This is a genomic window from Amazonocrinis nigriterrae CENA67, assembly GCF_016056305.1.
Lineage (GTDB): Bacteria > Cyanobacteriota > Cyanobacteriia > Cyanobacteriales > Nostocaceae > Amazonocrinis > Amazonocrinis nigriterrae.
In genome coordinates this window covers 1-18,985 of record NZ_JAECZC010000048.1, presented here as the reverse complement: position 1 = coordinate 18,985, position 18,985 = coordinate 1, and the positions used below count along the sequence as shown (strand labels likewise).

Annotated in this window: 13 protein-coding genes; 6 read left to right on the top strand and 7 right to left on the bottom strand. The window is 41.9% G+C overall.

Annotated elements, in window-relative coordinates; translation table 11 throughout:
- Nucleotides 1–189 precede the first annotated feature (189 nt).
- The 5 genes from rsgA to grpE form a co-directional block, all read right to left on the bottom strand.
- Nucleotides 190–1,329 carry a small ribosomal subunit biogenesis GTPase RsgA gene (rsgA, locus tag I8748_RS20825; protein ID WP_198126466.1) on the bottom strand — a complete coding sequence of 380 codons (1,140 nt, stop codon included), beginning with the start codon at nucleotides 1,327–1,329 and terminating at the stop codon, nucleotides 190–192.
- Entirely contained in the window at nucleotides 1,329–1,583 is a 255-nt protein-coding gene (locus I8748_RS20820; protein WP_198126465.1) for a sulfurtransferase TusA family protein, read from the bottom strand. Before I8748_RS20820 ends, rsgA begins: the two co-directional genes overlap by 1 nt.
- Complete coding sequence (gene dnaJ / locus I8748_RS20815) at nucleotides 1,583–2,713, bottom strand: molecular chaperone DnaJ (protein WP_198126464.1); 1,131 nt, start codon at nucleotides 2,711–2,713, stop codon at nucleotides 1,583–1,585. Before dnaJ ends, I8748_RS20820 begins: the two co-directional genes overlap by 1 nt.
- Before the next feature lie 750 nt (nucleotides 2,714–3,463).
- Nucleotides 3,464–5,425, bottom strand: a complete 1,962-nt coding sequence (gene dnaK, locus I8748_RS20810) for a molecular chaperone DnaK (RefSeq protein WP_198126463.1) — start codon at nucleotides 5,423–5,425, stop codon at nucleotides 3,464–3,466.
- Nucleotides 5,426–5,722: 297 nt separating this feature from the next.
- Nucleotides 5,723–6,469 (bottom strand): nucleotide exchange factor GrpE, encoded by a 747-nt coding sequence (gene grpE, locus I8748_RS20805; protein WP_198126462.1) that lies wholly within the window; start codon nucleotides 6,467–6,469, stop codon nucleotides 5,723–5,725.
- 476 nt (nucleotides 6,470–6,945) lie between these two features.
- On the opposite strand from grpE, the gene I8748_RS20800 reads away from it, so the two are divergent.
- The 4 genes from I8748_RS20800 to I8748_RS20785 all read left to right on the top strand — a co-directional run bounded on the left by I8748_RS20800 (nucleotide 6,946) and on the right by I8748_RS20785 (nucleotide 12,206).
- Entirely contained in the window at nucleotides 6,946–8,961 is a 2,016-nt protein-coding gene (locus tag I8748_RS20800) for a GspE/PulE family protein (RefSeq protein ID WP_198126461.1), read from the top strand.
- An 86-nt stretch (nucleotides 8,962–9,047) separates the two neighbouring features.
- On the top strand, nucleotides 9,048–10,169 hold the full coding sequence (locus tag I8748_RS20795; protein ID WP_198126460.1) for a type IV pilus twitching motility protein PilT: 1,122 nt from the start codon (nucleotides 9,048–9,050) through the stop codon (nucleotides 10,167–10,169).
- 124 nt (nucleotides 10,170–10,293) lie between these two features.
- Nucleotides 10,294–11,517 carry a type II secretion system F family protein gene (locus I8748_RS20790; protein ID WP_198126459.1) on the top strand — a complete coding sequence of 408 codons (1,224 nt, stop codon included), beginning with the start codon at nucleotides 10,294–10,296 and terminating at the stop codon, nucleotides 11,515–11,517.
- A gap of 128 nt (nucleotides 11,518–11,645) precedes the next feature.
- A complete protein-coding gene (locus I8748_RS20785) occupies nucleotides 11,646–12,206 on the top strand; it encodes a hypothetical protein (RefSeq protein WP_198126458.1) in 561 nt (186 codons plus the stop codon).
- Nucleotides 12,207–12,439: 233 nt separating this feature from the next.
- Here I8748_RS20785 and bioU read toward each other — a convergent pair whose 3' ends face one another.
- Nucleotides 12,440–13,459 carry a (S)-8-amino-7-oxononanoate synthase BioU gene (gene bioU / locus I8748_RS20780; RefSeq protein WP_198126457.1) on the bottom strand — a complete coding sequence of 340 codons (1,020 nt, stop codon included), beginning with the start codon at nucleotides 13,457–13,459 and terminating at the stop codon, nucleotides 12,440–12,442.
- Between the two features lie 761 nt (nucleotides 13,460–14,220).
- Between bioU and I8748_RS20775 the strand changes: the two genes are divergently transcribed.
- A complete protein-coding gene (locus I8748_RS20775; protein ID WP_214662684.1) occupies nucleotides 14,221–17,481 on the top strand; it encodes an NACHT domain-containing protein in 3,261 nt (1,086 codons plus the stop codon).
- A 236-nt stretch (nucleotides 17,482–17,717) separates the two neighbouring features.
- On the top strand, nucleotides 17,718–17,975 hold the full coding sequence (locus tag I8748_RS20770; RefSeq protein WP_198126455.1) for an AbrB/MazE/SpoVT family DNA-binding domain-containing protein: 258 nt from the start codon (nucleotides 17,718–17,720) through the stop codon (nucleotides 17,973–17,975).
- A 200-nt stretch (nucleotides 17,976–18,175) separates the two neighbouring features.
- Here I8748_RS20770 and I8748_RS20765 read toward each other — a convergent pair.
- Nucleotides 18,176–18,985 (bottom strand): transposase (locus tag I8748_RS20765; protein ID WP_198126454.1); only part of this gene is annotated, 810 nt, incomplete at its 5' end.

Below are 18,985 nucleotides of genomic sequence, written 5' to 3'. Positions count from 1 at the left end.
ACTTAATCGTAATTGTTATAGTGTTTAGGAATTTTTTCACAATCAATTCTATATCTGGGGATTGGGTACTGGGGATTGGGGATTGGTAATTGGGGATTGGATTTTACTTTACCCATCACCCATTACCCATCACCCATCACCCATTACCCATTACCCATTACCCATCACCCATCACCCATTACCCATTCCCTATTCTTCGTCCTTATACAAATCTTGTAAAGCTTGCAGTTGAGTCCGTCGGGAAACACGACGATATTTTTTACTTTCAAGTTTGGGTTCGTATTGACTCTGCCCTTTGCCTTTAGTTTTGAGCTTCAGGGTAGATTCTGGATCGGCTTGTTGATTAAGCTGAGTTTGACGGGCGATCGCTTCGTCTAAAAACTCCAAATAATGTTGATAACGCTCCCAGTCTCCCCGCACTACACAATCAGGTTCATCTCGATGCAGACAATCGCTGAACCGACAACTAGCATCTACTAACCGCTTTCTAGCCTCTGGAAAATAATATACTAATTCTTCTGGGGCGCAATCCAGGTCAGGCTGATTAAAACCGGGAGTATCTGCCAGTAAACCACCACCTGGCAATTCAAATAATTCTACATGGCGCGTAGTGTGGCGACCACGAGCTAATTTGCCGGAAACTTCCCCCACTCGCAGGTTGGCATTGGGAATCAGCGCATTAATCAGGCTAGATTTCCCCACCCCGGAAGGCCCAGCAATCACAGTAATTTTGTTGTTGAGATATTTGGCTACTTGGTCAATATTTATTTGATTTTGGACACTGATAAAAAGCGGTTGATAACCCCAAGCCAAAAGGCGATCGCTAATTTGTTGTTGTTCCTGTGGTGAGACTAAATCGCTTTTATTGAGGTACAAAATTACATCCAAATCAGTAGACTCAGCTTTCACTAAAAATCGACTGAGTTGATAAGGTTCTAAAGGTGGGTCAGCAACAGCAAATACCAACAGGATTTGGTTAGTATTGGCGATTGGCGGGCGGTCTAGCTGAGTTTCACGGGGGAGAACATCAGCGATCGCTCCTCGCCCTCCAGCCCAATCTGGCTCTTCTACCACCACGCGATCGCCCACCATCACCTGTTGTCCAATTTTTTTTAACCGTGTTCTGCGAGTACACAGAAGGATAGGGGGATGGGGAGGATGAGGAAGATGAGGAGGATTTTGCCCCCTCATCTCCCTTATCTCCCTCATCTCCCTCATCTCCCTCATCTTTCCATACTCTTGAACTAGCTGTACTTTGTAAAAATTAGCTTGTACAGCTACTACCGTACCGAGTAACTCTTCAGTAGTATAATCAACTTCCCCTTTCATTAGGCGATCGCAGGACGGCGGATTAACAAAGAAAAATAGCCAGCGCAGTCTGTAATTTTTTCTACCTGATAACCTGCCATTATCAGGCTATCAGGTACCTGCTCTATTGGCTCTCCAGCATCTAGCCAGACTTCCAGTAAACTTCCTGGTGGCATTTGTTCCAGACGTAGTTTTGTCCGTACAAAATTAATCGGGCAAGGAGTGCCGCGCAAATCTAGTTGAGCATCGGGAGTTGATAGGGAAGATAGACTCATCACTTAAACAGATTACCCAAGAATCCTTCTAGACCACCTTTACCAGTGCGGTCTCCCTTAATTTTAGCTAGCTTTTCTAACAACTCTCTCTCCTCTGGGGTCACCTTAGTAGGAATATCAATTAACACCGTCAGCAGATGATCGCCCCGACTCACGGGATTTCCTAAGCGAGGTACACCGCGATTTTCTAACTTCATCACCGTATTTGGTTGGGTTCCCGCTGGAATAATTAATTCTACTGGCCCATCTACAGTATCCACTTCCAAACGGCAACCTAAAACCGCTTGTAAGTAGCTTATTTTAATTTCTGAGAGAACGTTAATACCATCCCGTTGAAATTCTTCATCTTCATTCACAAACAAGTAGACGTATAAATCCCCAGGAGGGCCACCACGTTGACCTGCATCTCCTTCTTGGGATATCCGCAACCGCGTACCATTGTCTACCCCGGCTGGAATGGTAATTTTCAGTTTCTTGGTGACTTGATTTGTACCTTTACCATCACAAGACTCACATTTGTCTTCAATTACCATTCCTGTACCATTACAGGTGGGACAAGTCGAGACTTGAGTAAAGCTACCAAAAGGCGTTCTGGTGACACGACGTACTTGACCCGAACCGCTACAAGTTGCACAAGTGCGAGGGCGAGTTCCTGGTTTAGCGCCAGATCCGCTACAGACTTCACAAGTTTCTAAATGTGAAATCCGAATTTCTTTTTCACCACCAAATACTGCTTCTCGAAAATCTAACTTCAGGTCTAGCCGTAAGTCATCGCCGCGTACCGGGCCGCTGCGCCGTCTTTGCGTTTGACCACCGACGCCGCCACCAGCAAAGCCGCTGAAAATACTTTCAAAGATATCGGCAAAGCCACCCATGTCACCCATATCTTGAAAGCCGACGCCAGCACCACCTGAGACACCTGCTTCACCAAAACGGTTGTAACGCTCTCTGGTTTCCGGCTCAGAAAGTATTTCATAAGCGCGGTTAATTTCCTTAAAGCGTTCTTCCGCTCCCGGTTCTTTGTTGACATCTGGGTGATACTTCCGGGCTAAACGGCGATAGGCTTGTTTAATTTCTTCTTTGTCGGCGTCACGAGAGACACCCAGAATTTCGTAGTAGTCGCGGGCCATATAACAAAGGTAAAAGTTAGAAGGAAGAAGGCACTTATGTGAGCCAGGGGGGTCTTGGGATGCCACTTACTCAAGTAGAGGAAATAGCCGTGTGGGCGCGTTTCCCGACTTGAGCGGACTGCCGTCAATTAACGTGGTTTTCCCATGAGTGACTGGCAATCTTTGACGCAATTAAGCGTCATTTTTTCGCTCTCCAGCGTTACCACAGGGTAGGGTAGTAGACACCAAGGATACTTGCTACCCTACACAAAGGGGTTCCGCATACAAAGTGAGAAATTCTCACAAGACAGTATGTTTCGGAGGACAGCTTGCCGGAGGCTAGATAGAAGGCAAAAGTTAATTTTTATTAATAATTGATTTTACCTTTTAGCCTTTACAAAAATCACTAATAAGTTTTAACCAACAGATGCTTTCTTCGTAGAAGCCGAAAAAAGCTAGCGAATCTAGGAGCAAAGTAAATAGACGTTTGGATTTTTCACCGCCTGAGCTTGTCTCTTTTACAATTGTGCTACGTAGGATGCTAAAACCCCACTTATAAACCAGAGGGGCTAGCCGCACCATCAGGTGTGGAAAACCCCCCATATGCATTTGCATGTATTTGTATTGGACACTGTTTAGCCCACGACAATCTGCTTCTACAATTTAGCAAACTTGGGTACTGGGGAGTAGGGAGTGGGGAGTAGGGAGTGGGGAAATCTTTCCCAATTCCCAATTCCCAATGCCCAATTCCCAATTCCCAATGCCCAATTCCTAATCTATCGCCTCGTAATCAACCTGTGCAGTGCTTTCGTCATCAAAATCAAAATTGAATTGTGGTATGAGGGTTCCATTCATGGGATGCTCTAAGTCTGACGGCAAGGAACTATCGGAAACTTCTTCACCTTGATCACCGTTTTGATCATTAGCTCTGTTGTAAACATCAGCACCAATGGCAAACAGAGTTTGTTGGAAATCATCCAAGTTCTGTCGAAATTCTTGGAGAGAAATATCAGGATTATTCCTGACAACTTGGAGCTGTGCAACTTTTTCCTGGGCTAGGGCTTTGATCTGATCGCCAATCAAGTTGCCATTATCCTTGATGGTGGATTCATAGCTGGACAAAAGATTATCAGCTTGGTTTTTGAGTTCAACCAATTCTTTACGTTTTTTGTCTTCTTCAGCAAAAACTTCTGCCTCTTGCCGCATTCGTTCTACTTCACTGGCACTCAAGCCACCGGTGTTAGTAATGCGGATACTTTGCTCCCTACCCGTGCCTTTATCTTGAGCAGCAACCTTGAGAATACCATTAACATCGATTTCAAAAGATACTTCGATTTGCGGTACGCCACGAGGGGCTGGGGGAATTCCTGCCAAGAGGAACTTGCCGAGACTCTTATTATCCCTTGCCATTGCCCGTTCACCTTGGAGGACGTGAATTTCCACTGAGGTTTGTCCATCAATTGCTGTGGAAAACACTTGAGACTTGCTGGTAGGAATTGTGGTGTTGCGTTCAATGATTTTAGTGAACACTTCTCCCAAAGTTTCAATTCCTAACGACAAGGGCGTGACATCCAATAAAAGGAGATTATCAACTTCGCCACCTAGGACTCCCGCTTGAATAGCAGCTCCTAGGGCTACAGCTTCGTCAGGATTGACAGAGCGATCCGGTGCTTTGCCATTGAAAAACTTGATCAAGGCGTTTTGAACTGCGGGAATGCGAGTAGAGCCACCTACTAAAATAATCCTGTCTATATCTTGTGGTTTGAGATCCGCGTCTTTCAGCGCCTGGATCATTGGTTCAATGGTAGCTTCGATTAAGTGTCCTGCCAGTTCCTCAAATTTCGAGCGGCTGAGTTCCATCTCCATGTGCTTGGGGCCTGTTTCATCGGCAGTGATAAACGGCAGGTTAATGGAGGTATTCGCCATGTTGGAAAGTTCAATTTTTGCCTTTTCCGCAGCTTCCCGCAGGCGTTGCAGTGCCATTTTATCTAGGGAAAGGTCAATTTTCTCTTCTTGCTGGAAGCGTTCAATCATCCAACGAACGATACAGTTATCAAAGTCATCTCCACCCAGTTGGTTATTACCACAAGTTGCCTTAACTTCAAAAACTCCATCCCCTAGTTGCAGGATGGATACGTCGAAAGTACCGCCTCCCAAGTCAAAGACTAAAATCAGTTGCTCTTGGTCTTGCTTATCCAACCCGAAGGCTAAAGCAGCAGCAGTTGGTTCGTTGATGATCCGTAAGACTTCTAACCCTGCAATGGTACCAGCATCTTTAGTTGCTTGTCTTTGGGCGTCTGTGAAATATGCTGGTACGGTAATTACTGCCTGGCTAACAGTTTCACCTAAGAAATTTTCAGCATCCTGTTTGAGTTTTTGCAGGATCATCGCCGATATTTCTTGGGGTGTGTAGTTACGTCCACGAATGTGGACATCAACAGTCTCATCTCTACCTTTGACACAGCTATAGGGTACACGATCGCGTTCGGTGTCAGTATCTTCCCAGCGACGACCGATGAATCGCTTGATACTGTAGATTGTGTTCTCAGCATTAGTTACGGCTTGGCGCTTTGCCAGCTGACCAACCAAGCGATCGCCACCCTTGCCAAATCCCACAATACTAGGAGTGGTTCGTCCACCTTCAGAACTAGCGATCACAATCGGTTGACCACCTTCCAAAACTGCGACGCAACTGTTAGTCGTGCCTAAGTCGATCCCAATAACTTTTCCCATACGTACAGTATTTTTACTGAGTGCTAATGCCGTGATGTTTCGCGGGTTATCTTTTTTGTATGGGCTAAAGCGTACGGCAACTAAAGTGAATCTGCTGTGGCGAACAGTAGAAAAACTTCGTTGTTGCCCTAGGGTAGGCTAATTGTTAGAGAACTGCTTTTCGCATACTAGCTACTATCAAAATACGGGCTGTTAAAGTCCGGCAAAACGTCAACAGCCCTATTTTTGTGAAGATATGCGATGCTCGCCCTTGCTAGAACCTAGGCACTTTTGGTGAATCAGGCGAGCAACTACAGCTTAACTGTCAGTTGGACTCGACTGATCTTCCGGTACAGGTGGTGTGTCTTCCTTAGGAGCAGCCACCTTGACCATGGCATGGCGCAGCACGCGATCGCCCAAATAATATCCGCGTACTAACTCTTCTAACACTGTTCCTTCCGGATGTTCATCCGTAGGTTCCCGCATTACTGCTTCATGGAGATTAGGATCAAATTCTTGACCTTCAGGACGCATTGGTGATACGCCTAAACGCTTCAAGGAATCTACTAATTGTTTGTAAACGCCTTGATAACTTTTGTGGATAGTCATCTCACCTTCAGTTTGCGGCTTCAGGTGCGATCGCGCCCGTTCAAAATTATCCACCACTGGCAGTAACTCCAGAATTGTGTTCCGCTTCACTTGCGCGTCTAGTTCTTCTTTTTCTTTGCTGGTGCGTTTGCGGTAATTCTCAAAATCTGCCGCAATCCGCATGTATTGAGTACTACGTTCTTCTAGTTGGGCTTTAAGTAACTCAACTTGTTGAGTCAATGCTGCCAAAGCTGCTGTTTCTACTTCTGCCTTTTCAGGTGCAGCGACGCCATTTTCTGGTGTAAGTGTCGTATCTCCCGATACATTCTTTGGGGCTGCCACTTGCTCAGTAACTTCGCTGCCAGATTCGTTGGAGTTTATTTGCGTTGGGGAGTCGCTCATAATTACTTGCTTTACCTCTGTTGGTTCACCCAATTGCTGGCTTGTATTGTTTACCTGTTTATTGTCGTCGATCATTGTTTACTCATCCCAGATACTGTTGATGGCAGTATGCAACTCCAGTTTGCAACCATTGCTATACAAGGTTTGCAGCTAAAGCTGATTTTGTTGCCAAAATTTGACTGGAACTGATGTAACCGTCTTCTTATTGTGACAAATGGTGAACACGTTAGCGTAAACGCTCTAGGGACGGTAAGCCGAACTAGCAGGACAGCTTTAAGAATAGGTCTTGTAGACGAGTGGCGCTGGATATATTTCGCACCCTTATCATTAGTTATAACAAGAGGCAGGGGCAGGAGACAGGAGGCACAAGACAGAAATTATTCTCTTAGTTTCCCCATCTCCCCATGCCCTATTCCCTATTCCCAACCTCAACAAATAATCTAGCTGCGTAAGTCCTAACACTAAAGTGAATTTGCTCAGTGTAAATGAAAATTCTGTGCTTCAGCCTGGGAATACTTTAACCAGAGGTTTTCCCTACTCATTGCTCATTTATGACTTACTCGTCACCACAACGGCGCAGTACCGCTCTAACTACTAGAACAGAGTTTTCACCCTTTGGCAGCAAGCTAGTACAATCTGGCTACGTCAATACCGAACAGATGAGGCAGGCGTTGATTGAAAGCCGCAAGTCTGGCAGACCCCTGACAGAAGTGCTGGAATCAATCACTGGGCGACAACTAACACCTGAGTTTCTCAGGCAATACAAGAAACAGCAGCTATTTGAACTGAAGATACTATACGGTGTTGAATTCCTCGATCCGGAAGTCAATACCATTGGCAGCACGATGGTGGGGAACCTGATTGAAAGCTTGATTCCCGTAGATATTTGTCGTCGCCATCGCCTAGTACCACTATCAAAAAACGAAGAGCAAAATCCGCCCTGTGTTTTAGTGGCAATGGTCGATCCGGATAATCTAGAAGCTTCGGACGACTTGAACCGCATTTTGCGCCCCCAAGGCTTAGCATTACAGCGGATGGTGATTACACAGGAAGATTATCAACAGCTGATCAACCAATATTTGGATGAATTGGCTGTACGCCAAAAGCACCTAGAACAAGAAAAATTTACAGATATCAATCAGGATTTAGAAAATCTAGGGAATCTCGACCTAGAAGATGCTCCTGATGATATGGAGGCTGACTTAGGAGCAGCAATGAAGGGTGCAGAGGATGCACCAGTCATCAGCCTTGTCAACAGAATTCTAGCAAAAGCTTTGCACGAGAAGGTTTCTGATATTCACATTGAGCCGCAAGAAGAAAATTTACGCATTCGTTTTCGTAAGGATGGGGTACTGCGGGAAGCTTTTCCTGAACTCCCGAAAAAAATCATTCCGGCGGTGACAGCCCGATTCAAAATCATCTCTAATCTAGATATTGCCGAACGACGTTTACCTCAAGACGGTCGTATTCGACGGGTATTTGAGGGTCGGAAGGTAGATTTCCGTGTGAACACCTTGCCCAGTCGCTATGGGGAAAAGGTAGTACTGCGGATTTTGGATAACTCCTCCACCCAACTGGGATTGAATAAGTTAATTACTGACCCGGAAACTTTACAGATTGTTCAGGAGATGGTAAGCCGTCCCTTTGGGTTGATTTTGGTAACTGGGCCTACTGGTTCTGGTAAAACAACTTCGCTGTATTCGGCACTGGCAGAAAAGAACTCTCCTGGAATTAATATTAGTACCGTAGAAGACCCAATTGAATACAGTTTGCCAGGGATTACTCAAGTACAGGTAATTCGGGAAAAAGGCCTAGATTTTGCCACCGCTTTGCGAGCTTTCTTGCGACAAGACCCGGATGTACTGCTAGTGGGTGAAACGCGGGATAAAGAAACAGCAAAAACAGCCATTGAAGCTGCTTTAACTGGTCACTTAGTATTAACTACCTTACATACCAATGATGCCCCAGGAGCGATCGCTCGTTTGGGAGAAATGGGTATTGAACCTTTCATGGTTTCTAGTTCTTTGATTGGTGTTCTAGCCCAACGCTTGGTGCGGCGTGTATGTTCGGATTGCCGCATTCCCTATACTCCCACTACTGAAGAACTAGCTCGCTATGGTCTATCTGCTTCCCAAAATGTAGGAATAACTTTCTACAAGGCTAACACTTTGACATTAGAAGCTATAAATGAAGCCAAAGCCAAAAATCATTCGATTTGCCCAACATGTAACGGTGTTGGCTACAAAGGACGTTGTGGTGTTTATGAAGTCATGCGAGTTACCGAAAACCTGCAAACCCTAATTAACGAAGAAGCACCAACAGAACGTATCAAAGAAGTAGCTGTTGAAGAGGGGATGAAAACCTTACTGGCCTATAGTTTGGACTTAGTAAGCCAAGGAGCCACCACCCTCGAAGAAGTAGAACGGGTGACTTTTACTGACACAGGTTTGGAAGCAGAGTTAAAAGCCAAACGCAAGAGTGGTCTTACCTGTCGCACTTGTAGTGCTGAATTAAAACCGGAATGGCTAGATTGTCCTTACTGTATGACACCTCGTTTTCAAGATTAGTCAATAGTCAGTGGTCAGTAGTCAGTGGTTTTAAACAACTGACTACTGACAACTGACAACTAACAACTAACCAAGGAAGTAGAACTATGGAATTGATGATTGAAGACTTGATGGAACAATTGATTGAAATGGGTGGCTCGGATATGCATTTATCCGCTGGTTTACCTCCCTACTTCCGTATCAGTGGCAAACTCACTCCTATCGGCGACCAACCAATGACCGCTGACCAGTGTCAAAGACTGATTTTTAGTATGCTGAACAATACCCAGCGTAAAACCTTAGAGCAGACATGGGAATTAGATTGTTCTTATGGTGTGAAGGGATTAGCTCGTTTCCGGGTCAATGTCTATAAAGAACGTGGTGCTTATGCTGCTTGTTTAAGGGCATTAAGTTCTAAAATTCCTAACTTTGAAAAATTAGGTTTGCCAGATGTGGTGCGGGAAATGTCCGACAAGCCTAGAGGACTGATTCTGGTGACAGGCCCCACAGGTTCAGGAAAGACAACTACTCTAGCGGCAATGATCGATTTGATTAACCGCACTAAGGCAGAGCATATCTTAACGGTGGAAGACCCAATTGAATTTGTTTACGAACCAATCAAAAGCTTAGTTCACCAACGACAACTTGGTGAAGATACCAAGAGTTTTGCTAATGCCTTGAAAGCAGCTTTGCGGGAAGACCCAGATATTATTCTGGTGGGGGAAATGCGGGACTTGGAAACGATTTCTTTGGCGATTTCAGCAGCAGAAACAGGCCACTTAGTATTTGGTACACTGCACACCAGTTCTGCGGCACAAACTGTTGACCGGATTATCGATGTTTTTCCCCATGAAAAACAAACCCAAGTGCGGGTACAGTTGTCTAACTCGCTAGTAGCAGTATTTAGCCAGACTTTAGTACCGAAGAAAAATCCCAAACCAGGCGAGTATGGTCGGATAATGGCTCAAGAAATTCTAATCGTTACTCCCGCTGTTTCTAACTTGATTCGAGAAGGCAAAACATCTCAAATTTACTCGGCTATTCAAACAGGCGGCAAATTGGGGATGCAAACTCTAGAGAAAGTCTTAGCAGATTTATATAAAGCTGGAACTATTTCCTTTGAAGCGGCGATGTCTAAAACTTCTAAACCAGATGAAATTCAACGTCTTATTGGTAGTGCTGCACCGCAGCCAGGAAGTGCAAAACCTGGTGTTGGAGCAAGCAGATAGCATTAAATATCAACGGAGTCAATAGTTAATAGTCAATGGTCACTAGTTATTAGTAATAACTATGGACTATAGACTATGGACTATGGGCTAAATTACTACATTTGAATTTTAAATTTCTGAATCCATGCCAACATTTGTTGCCCGTGTTCGGGACTCACAAGGAAAAACTAGAACAGAAAAAGTTAGCGCCGAATCCTTAGCGCAAGCCCGTACTAATCTTAGGGATAAAGGTTTTGTAGTCCAAGAACTCAAACAATTTCAAGGCTTTCAATCAAGCTTTGATTTGAAAAAAGTCCAGAATTCTTTTGTTAAGGTTACGGTTAAGGAAAAAGCGGTTTTTTCTCGTCAACTTGCTACCTTGGTAAATGCTGGAGTAGCAATTGTTAGAGGTTTGGGGGTGCTATCCGATCAGTGTACTAATGCGAAACTGAAACAAGCTCTCACCGATATTAGTAATGATGTACAGAGTGGTGTTAATCTTTCAGATGCTATGCGTAAGCATCCCGACTGCTTCGATGGTTTGTATGTCAGTATGATTCAAGCGGGCGAAGTTGGTGGTGTACTTGACGAAGTACTCGCTCGGTTAGCCAAGTTATTAGAAGATGTTGCTCGATTACAAAACCAAATTAAATCAGCGCTAGCTTATCCAGTTGTTGTTGGTTTTTTAGCTACCGCTATTTTTGTCGGTATGACTGTTTTTCTTATCCCGATTTTTGCTGGTATTTTCAAAGATTTAGGAACTGAATTGCCTGCTCTAACTCAATTCTTGATGACTTGTAGTGAAATCTTAAGAAGTTGGTGGTCTGTAGGTATAGTTTTTACGCTCATAGGTGCAGGAATTGCTTATAAACAGTATTACAAGACTCGCGTTGGTAAGGAAACTATTGACCGTCTTTCTCTGAAGATGCCGTTGTTTGGTGACTTGATTCAAAAATCTTCAGTAGCTCGCTTTAGCCGAACTTTTGGTGCTTTGACTCGCTCAGGTGTACCAATTCTTACTTCTTTAGAAATTGTGCGAGATACATCGGGAAATCAAGTCGTTGCCAATGCTATAAATGGGGCGCGTTCAGAAATTCAACAAGGAGGCATGATTAGTATTGCCTTGCAAAAAGATAAAGTTTTTCCTGCTATGGCAATTCAGATGATTAGTATCGGTGAAGAAACTGGTGAATTAGATGCAATGTTGATGAAAATTGCCGATTTTTATGAAGATGAAGTTGAGCAAGCAGTCAAAGCATTAACTAGTATTTTAGAACCGATAATGATCATAGTTCTAGGGGGCATGGTTGGTACGATCATCCTAGCGATGTATCTGCCTCTATTCAAGGTATTTGAAAAGCTGGGATAATTAAAAGTTAGGAGTTATGAGTTAGGAGTTAGAAGTTGAAATAGTTAATTACTAGCTCTTAATTTATAACAATTATGAAATTTAATTTTTAAGTACTCACTTTTCACTCTTAACTAATTTAATAACCCATGCCTGTACAAAAATCTCACTACGAAGCGAGCTTGGCTGAGTATAGCAATCATTTAGCCGCGATCGCTTTACTCAAGCAACACCGACCATACTTGGAAATGATTCCCAGTCTACGCCGTCCAGATGATAGTGTGATCACTATCCCTTTGCCAATTGTTCGCTTTCGTAGTACTGTGACGACAACCCCACAGGCGACTTGTCTACCTTGTGATGTGGCAATTTTAATGTGCGATCCAGAGTGGAAAATCAAAACGGGTGTTGAAATTTTGATTTTTATTCATCGTCCCCACGAAGACTTTTCTGATTTGTTGGGCCGCTGGCGACAAACCCAGGTATGTCTAGATCAAGATTATGAGTGGCTAATGCCTCCCCGCCACAGTCATATTTTGAGTGAGGGAGCTAATACGATATATCCTTTGTTTATAGTTTTTCCTGAAACATCAGAACGTATTCAACGAGGTCTTGTGGGTACTGAACTGCCATTTATTATGCAAACAACCCAATTGTTAATTGAAGATAATTTAATTGACTCTTGTTCTTCAGAAAGTCCCCAAGTTTAGAATAGTTAGGATGAGGCAGTGCGTTGGTGAGGCAGCGCGGTCTTGGGGTTCCCCCCATGAGCGACTGCCGAAAGGCTTTGCCGACTTGTACCGCTAACGCGGAACCCGAAGGGTAGCAACTGCCGTTTAAAAGTGAAGAGTTAGAAGTTGGAATTTGTGAGTCAAATCAAAAATTGCAATTTGACAACTTAAGATATTCAAACTCTCAACTCCTAACTCTAAACTCCTAACTATTACTTAACAAATTGGGGCATAATTTCAGCAGCAGTGAATATGCCATAGATGCCGCGCTGGTGCAATTGCCTACCAGCTTTGAGATAGCCAAAGGCAGGGCCGCAAACATTAGCCGCCATGCTGGTTTCATCTCCCAAGGTAAAGGTATGGGTGGAAATTTTACCTTCAAAGGTGCGTCCAGTGACTTTAACGTTGGTGCTGAGGGGCTTTTTAGGATTACGGGTATCAACAACGCCGCCAACAGTCACGCGATCGCGCCCCACTATTCCCGCTACTTCTAACATTACATCATCGGCGTGTTCCATGTTCTCCAAGGTCAACACGCCATTTGTTTTATCTAGTAATGCTTCTACTTCGGCATCAGTCATTGCCCTGGCAGTTTCCACAGTATAACCAGGCATATGCCCAATGTCTTCGCGGACGGTGGCCCGGTAAGCTTCCCAATTGGCAATTCCCACGCCAAAGGTAATTTCAACCTTATGAATTTCGGCGTAGCTTTGGGCGGCTAAAGCGGCGGCGGCGGTTAATAGTCCAGGTGTCGCCCCGCATCCTGTCATGTAAGTAATGCCTGCGGCTTCCAGTTCCTTTTTCATTGCCAATAGTTGTTCTACGGCGCTGGTACGCTTGATTGCATCCACTAGCACCCCACGCCAACCAGATTGGATAAATTGCTTGGCAACAGAAGGTATAAAGTCGTTAGGTAGGTTGGGTAAAGCTAGAAAGTAACCGTCTACAGATTGTGTGCGATCGAGTAAATCCTGAATACTACGATTTGTTAATGTCCCGACTGGTTCTAAATAACCTACTGAACCTTGAGACTGGTAAGTTGCAATGCATTGTTGAATATTTAAACCTTCTGCGGCGTAAGCGTAGCCTTTTTGATCTGCGACTGCGACTAAAATCATTTCCCGTTTGCCAGCAAGTAGCTTGGCGGCTGCTTGTCCTAGTCCGCCAAAGCCTAGTACACCTACACGTATTGGCGAAATATTGAGAGAACCTTTGACTTGTTCTGAATTCATAGTCAATTAGTTAAGTTGAATCAAAAGGTTTCAGCAATCAGCATCTCAGATTATGACTGATGGCTGATGGCGAAAATCTATAGAGGTTAATTATGATTCATTATCCTGAGTTCTTCCATTTTTCAAGCAGTTTTTAACCAGAAATTTTTACTGAGTGTACTTTGACTTGGACAAATTTTCACGAACCGTCACATCAAAAATCTATGGAACTACGAACACTAGGGGTACGGTGGTTCAGAACATGGGTGTAAATTATTGTTATTTTTACATAGTTGCATCACAGTAACTCTTGTAGTATGAAGATACCATAACCGTTTTGCTGTAAGTGTATTTACAAATCTGTCAGCAAAATGTATGATAACAGACCCGTTTTTCAACTTCCGCTTTCCAAAGTGTTTATTTCAATACCTGGTAATTATAAAAAACTTTCTGTACAATCAAGAGTTGCAATAATTCCTCTAATTAATTTATGTAGTGGTTGACAGCTAGTTTTTAGTATTTATATGGAAAATTTTTTAATAGTAGGTTACAAAAATTTACTCTCTTACTGCCAGAAGAATACCTATTTTTAAACGCTTCAGGCGCAGAGGACACAGAGAGAGGAGTGAATCAATATAGGTAATTTGAACCTGGAAGGTAGTAATTGTAATAATTCAAAATATTTAGTTAATATTTATATTCTTAATTTGAAAAATTACAGCACATCTAGCTCTAAAACCATAAATTTATATAGACTCAACTAAGCAAAAAGAGAAAAAAGTATGGATCCAGAAAAAATACTAAAGTTCTTTGATCAATTGAATAAGCTAATATCAACAAGATTTTTTCAAGGAAAAGAACCTACCTGGCTATCTCGAACAGCTGACTATTTTTTAGTTATTATATCTGTTCTAATAGTAGTCTGGGTACTGCTTTTTATATTGAGTCAAATCAAAAAAATTTGGGTAGAACAATTTTGGCCAATATTTTATAACCAAGAGGAAAGAAGGCGCAGTCGTAAACGACAGCGATTTGCCCAATACATAGAGCATGAGATTCGGCAGCTAAACAATCGTGAGGAGTGGAAAGATTATCGCTTTACTGAATTGGAAGCTGAGGTCGAAGCAGAAGGAAAACGAAAAGGATTTCCCCTATTGCCATTTTTTCAACTAACCCAGAAAGGATTACGTCGCGAACAGTCTCTTTCTAAAGCCCTTGAGTTAAGTAGAGAAAGACTCATTTTGGCCGAAGGTGAACCAGGTTCAGGAAAAAGTGTTGCTCTACGACATGTTGCTGAGAAGATGGCTCAACGTGCCATGAAAAATCGGAGTATCAAGAGTATTATTCCCCTGTATATTAACCTCAAAAAACTAGAACGTTCCTCTAAAGACAAAATTGACAGTGAACAAATAAAATCTTTTATAAAACAAGAATTAAACAGAGTAAATGATCGGGATATTGAGGAATTTTTAGAAGAAGAATTTCAACGAGGAATTAAGGAAGGAACCTGGTTATTTCTGTTTGATTCCTTTGATGAATTGCCTGAAGTATTAAGCTCTGTTGAGGCAGATGAAGCGATCAGAAATTATGCTGTAGCGATTGATGATTTTTTGAGTGGATTTAACCAATGCCGAGGAATTATCGCTTCTCGGCAATTTCGTGGGCCCAAGCATTTGGGTTGGCCTCGGTTTCGCATTCTACCATTAGAAAATGACCGATTAAAAAAACTGATTTACAAAGCAGAACTCGAACAAAGCATAGAAAGGAACCTCATCGGACAACTCGAAATTGCTCCCCAAGAAATCTTGGAAATGTCTAGGAATCCGATGTTTTTAGGTATTTTATGCGAAAATATGCGAAGTGGAAATCCTTTCCCTCAAAATACCCACAGCGTATTTGAAAGTTATTTAGAAAAGCGATTAACACGCGACGAAGAGCGCCTAAAAAGGCGTTTTAATCTCGAACCTCCTGAGGTGCGAGCTAACGCAGAAAAGGTTGCTTTTTGTATGTCGGTAGACCCAGGCTTGGGGCTAAGTCCTACTCGTGAGAGTATCCAGAGTGCTATGGGTCGCCTTGGCTTCAGAGTACCAGGGCATTTTGAGCAACTTCTGAATGCTTTGGAGTATCTCAAACTAGCACGCTCTGAGACAGAAACAATACCAGGTGAGGCTCAATTGTTTACTTTTGCTCATCGTAGGTTTCAGGAATATTTTGCAACCTGTGTCGTTCTTCGGGAGCCTCATCGTATCAGTCCTAGACAGCTATTAACTGATGGACGATGGCGAGAAACTACTGTCGTCATCTTTCACACTCAGCCTCCAGAAGTCTTTGCACACATTTTGGATGATGCACGGCTTCTTCTTGACGAAATACTAGGTAACTTCTCAGGACTTATTGACGACCCCGTTGAATACGTTAATAGAAAGACACCCACTAGAAACAACTCAATTCTTAAACCTTTTTCTTGGCCTTTTGGCATACTTCATTTGTTAGGACTTTTACAAGATGGCTTTATAAGTCGAATCAAAGACTTACCTGATGACATTCAAACACAGGTAGCACGTTTCCTATTATCAACTACCACTCAAGGAACTCTTTCTGATCAGAAATGGAGTTTGGAAGTGGCAGGAATTACTCCTCAGCCAGTTTTACTTTGGCTACTCCGTCATGCCTTTGCTAGCGAAAGCCAATGGATGAAAGAAGTTGCCTATCGGCAGACAGCTCGACTAGGTAAGATTCCTGATGATGTTGCTGCTGATATTCGTAAGGCACTTTTGAGTCTATTTGCTCGTAATCGTTTGTACCAAGAGCGTTTTGCTACTCATGCACATCTATCTCGGTTGGATCAGGCGGGAAAGTATATTAATACCATGCGACTTTTACAATGGATTAAACCTATTGATCTCATATTACACATTGTTTTATTTCTCTGGCTGGTTGGAATTTTAATGTTGCGAAATATCACCTTTGTTCCTTCTATTACCATCGCTACTTTAATTGCTACTGTTTTGATTGTTTCTCATCTTACATTAGGAAATTTTGCCGAATCTAATATATTGTATTTAAACTTACCTTGGGGTCAAATAAAACGTCCTTCGCAACAGAAAAGGGATTCTAAATTGAATTTTGTATCTGTGTTTATTCGTTTTGCGTTTTTTACATTGTTTTGGAATACGTCGACCATAATTTGTATATTAGTTTTTTCACTGCTTTGGTCTATTTTTGCTATATTAGCTGCTAATACAGGGCAATTTACTGCTCCAGTATATTGGGTTTTATTAGTTATATTTCCTTTACTATATCTTATTTATAACTACAAAAGAATTATAGAAATTTGTATTTATATTTTAAAGAATATTTGGATATATTTAATTACTTTTTTTTATATTTTATATATAAAAATCAGAGATTTTATGATTAATAATCCAGAATCTACAATAAATCAAATAGGATTATATTTCAGTATAATTTATACAACCTGTTTCTGTATATATTTACTATATATAGGATGTAAATCTTCTTTTTACTGGGTCAAAGACTCAATTCAATGGCAAAAGTGGATAAGAAATCGCCCATCGCAGATAACAGGACAAGAGCTACTAAATCTAATCAAGCTATATCACTATCCAGCATTCTGTAAACGCATGACAACTGTAATCTACGAACGAAATCTGTTGCCTGCAATAGAAGAATCAGAAGATTTAATAAACGAACTAGCTCTTGCCTTAGAACGATCGCTATTCTTCGAGAAGCGGAAGGCAAATATAAGACAGAAAAAGTGGCAGAAGATTCTGAAAAATCCAATTTATGCCATTAAAGCTTTATTTATAAAATTCCACCAATTGCCAAAAAAATCCCCAATAGCCCGGACTATGACAACAGCAAATATTTATTCTGGTTCAGAATTTTTCAATTCTTGGTTGAAACAATATACTTTCAAAGACAAAAGACGATTTATAAAGCTTGGTAGCGAGTTCCTCGATGAAGTTAATATTCTTTTAGAACAACTACGTGCTAAAAGACAGGTTTCTGAGCGCTCATAGTCACGAATCTGTCGGTTTACGTCCAGAAAAATTTATGGCCTTACATTTCGAGCCAGTATCACCTGATTCAGCACCTCAAATCGTAACTGCTAAGTGGTAGTGTAGAGAGCGATCGCATCACATCAAGCATAAAGTGATCGCTCTCTAAAAATCAAAATTTATTTTTTGTTGTACTTGACCATTTATCTGTCCATAATTACATTGTAATTACAAACTCTTTCTAAAATTATTTAAACATGAGCGCAGCTATTAAAAGCCGAGTTGTTCAAATTGGTAATTCTCAAGGTATTCTTATTCCCAAACTCTTATTAGAACAAAGCGGTATCCACACACAAGTCGAAATAGAGGTTCATAACGATCATTTAATTATTAGTGCTGCACCAAAATTACGGGTTGGGTGGGAGGAAGCTTTTGCAGCAATGACAGAACGAAACGATGATGTTTTGCTAGATGACGTTAGCACAACTGATTGGGATCAGGTCGAATGGGAATGACGGATAATTTTTCACAAAAAACTAGCTTCTATTACTGCGGTTTATGCTTTAACTTTTGTAAATCAGACTTCGTAATCATACGGTAGTCGTTTGTATATTTACTAGTAATGAAGTTGGCTTTTTGTCAAAAATGAACCAAAAAGAAGAAGACAAACAATTTTTTGGCGATGATAACTTAGGTAACGATCATTGGTCACAAGTTAAGGTTGTGAGGCAGTTGTCAAGGGGATTTGAGAAGATGGCTGAAAGAAAAATTCAGGTGTGCCTCGTTGTTGATCAGGGAAGGGCGCAACGATTAATTTCATGTTCGGTTTTCGTTGTCGTTTAACAATACCTAAATCTTGATTTTCTGGTGTAGCAAAATACTTGATAGGGTCAGTTGCTTTACCTTTTTGATGAGCAACATAAAAATGATAAAGACCGCGATAAATCATCTCTAAAGAAATGGAGTCAAAAGGCAGAGAAAGTTCGTCGGCGACAGCATCACCTAAATCAACTAATACAGCATAAAATAACCAAGTACCCCAAATCTGCAATTGAACACCATTAACAGAACCAGTCCATAAATAACTTAAACCTAAGAGCCGCTTTACAGTATTAAAAGCATCTTCAATTCTCCATCTTCGGCGGTATAAATCAGCTACAACATAAGGAGGTAAAACTGTAGGGTCAAGCACACTCGTTAAATAAGAATGCCATGTCTTGCCTGAACGAATCTCAACTAGACGTAGGGTAACAAAGGGAGTCTTCTTTGTGCCAGAACCAAGATGTATTAAACAGTCTTTCAGAGCAAAGCTATCTGTAAATACTTGTTCTACATGAATTGCTGCTCCCTTTTTTAATTGAGTAATAAAATCAACTTTTTTTGCAATTAATTGGAGCCAAAAGTTAAAATGATAAAACCCTCTATCTAATAACAGTAATGTTTGAGGTGGAACTAACTCTAAAATATTTGTCTCAAATTTTGTATCAGCAGTTCGGGGATTTTCACAAAACCAAATTTCTAAAGG

Bases quoted from the DNA above. Each gene is read 5' to 3' on its own strand.
- dnaJ (WP_198126464.1), bottom strand. From the start codon at position 2,713: ATGGCCCGCGACTACTACGAAATTCTGGGTGTCTCTCGTGACGCCGAC.
- I8748_RS20775 (WP_214662684.1), top strand. From the start codon at position 14,221: ATGGATCCAGAAAAAATACTAAAGTTCTTTGATCAATTGAATAAGCTA.
- I8748_RS20770 (WP_198126455.1), top strand. From the start codon at position 17,718: ATGAGCGCAGCTATTAAAAGCCGAGTTGTTCAAATTGGTAATTCTCAA.
- I8748_RS20795 (WP_198126460.1), top strand. From the start codon at position 9,048: ATGGAATTGATGATTGAAGACTTGATGGAACAATTGATTGAAATGGGT.
- I8748_RS20790 (WP_198126459.1), top strand. From the start codon at position 10,294: ATGCCAACATTTGTTGCCCGTGTTCGGGACTCACAAGGAAAAACTAGA.
- I8748_RS20820 (WP_198126465.1), bottom strand. From the start codon at position 1,583: ATGAGTCTATCTTCCCTATCAACTCCCGATGCTCAACTAGATTTGCGC.
- grpE (WP_198126462.1), bottom strand. From the start codon at position 6,469: ATGATCGACGACAATAAACAGGTAAACAATACAAGCCAGCAATTGGGT.
- dnaK (WP_198126463.1), bottom strand. From the start codon at position 5,425: ATGGGAAAAGTTATTGGGATCGACTTAGGCACGACTAACAGTTGCGTC.
- I8748_RS20785 (WP_198126458.1), top strand. From the start codon at position 11,646: ATGCCTGTACAAAAATCTCACTACGAAGCGAGCTTGGCTGAGTATAGC.
- bioU (WP_198126457.1), bottom strand. From the start codon at position 13,459: ATGAATTCAGAACAAGTCAAAGGTTCTCTCAATATTTCGCCAATACGT.
- rsgA (WP_198126466.1), bottom strand. From the start codon at position 1,329: ATGAAAGGGGAAGTTGATTATACTACTGAAGAGTTACTCGGTACGGTA.
- I8748_RS20800 (WP_198126461.1), top strand. From the start codon at position 6,946: ATGACTTACTCGTCACCACAACGGCGCAGTACCGCTCTAACTACTAGA.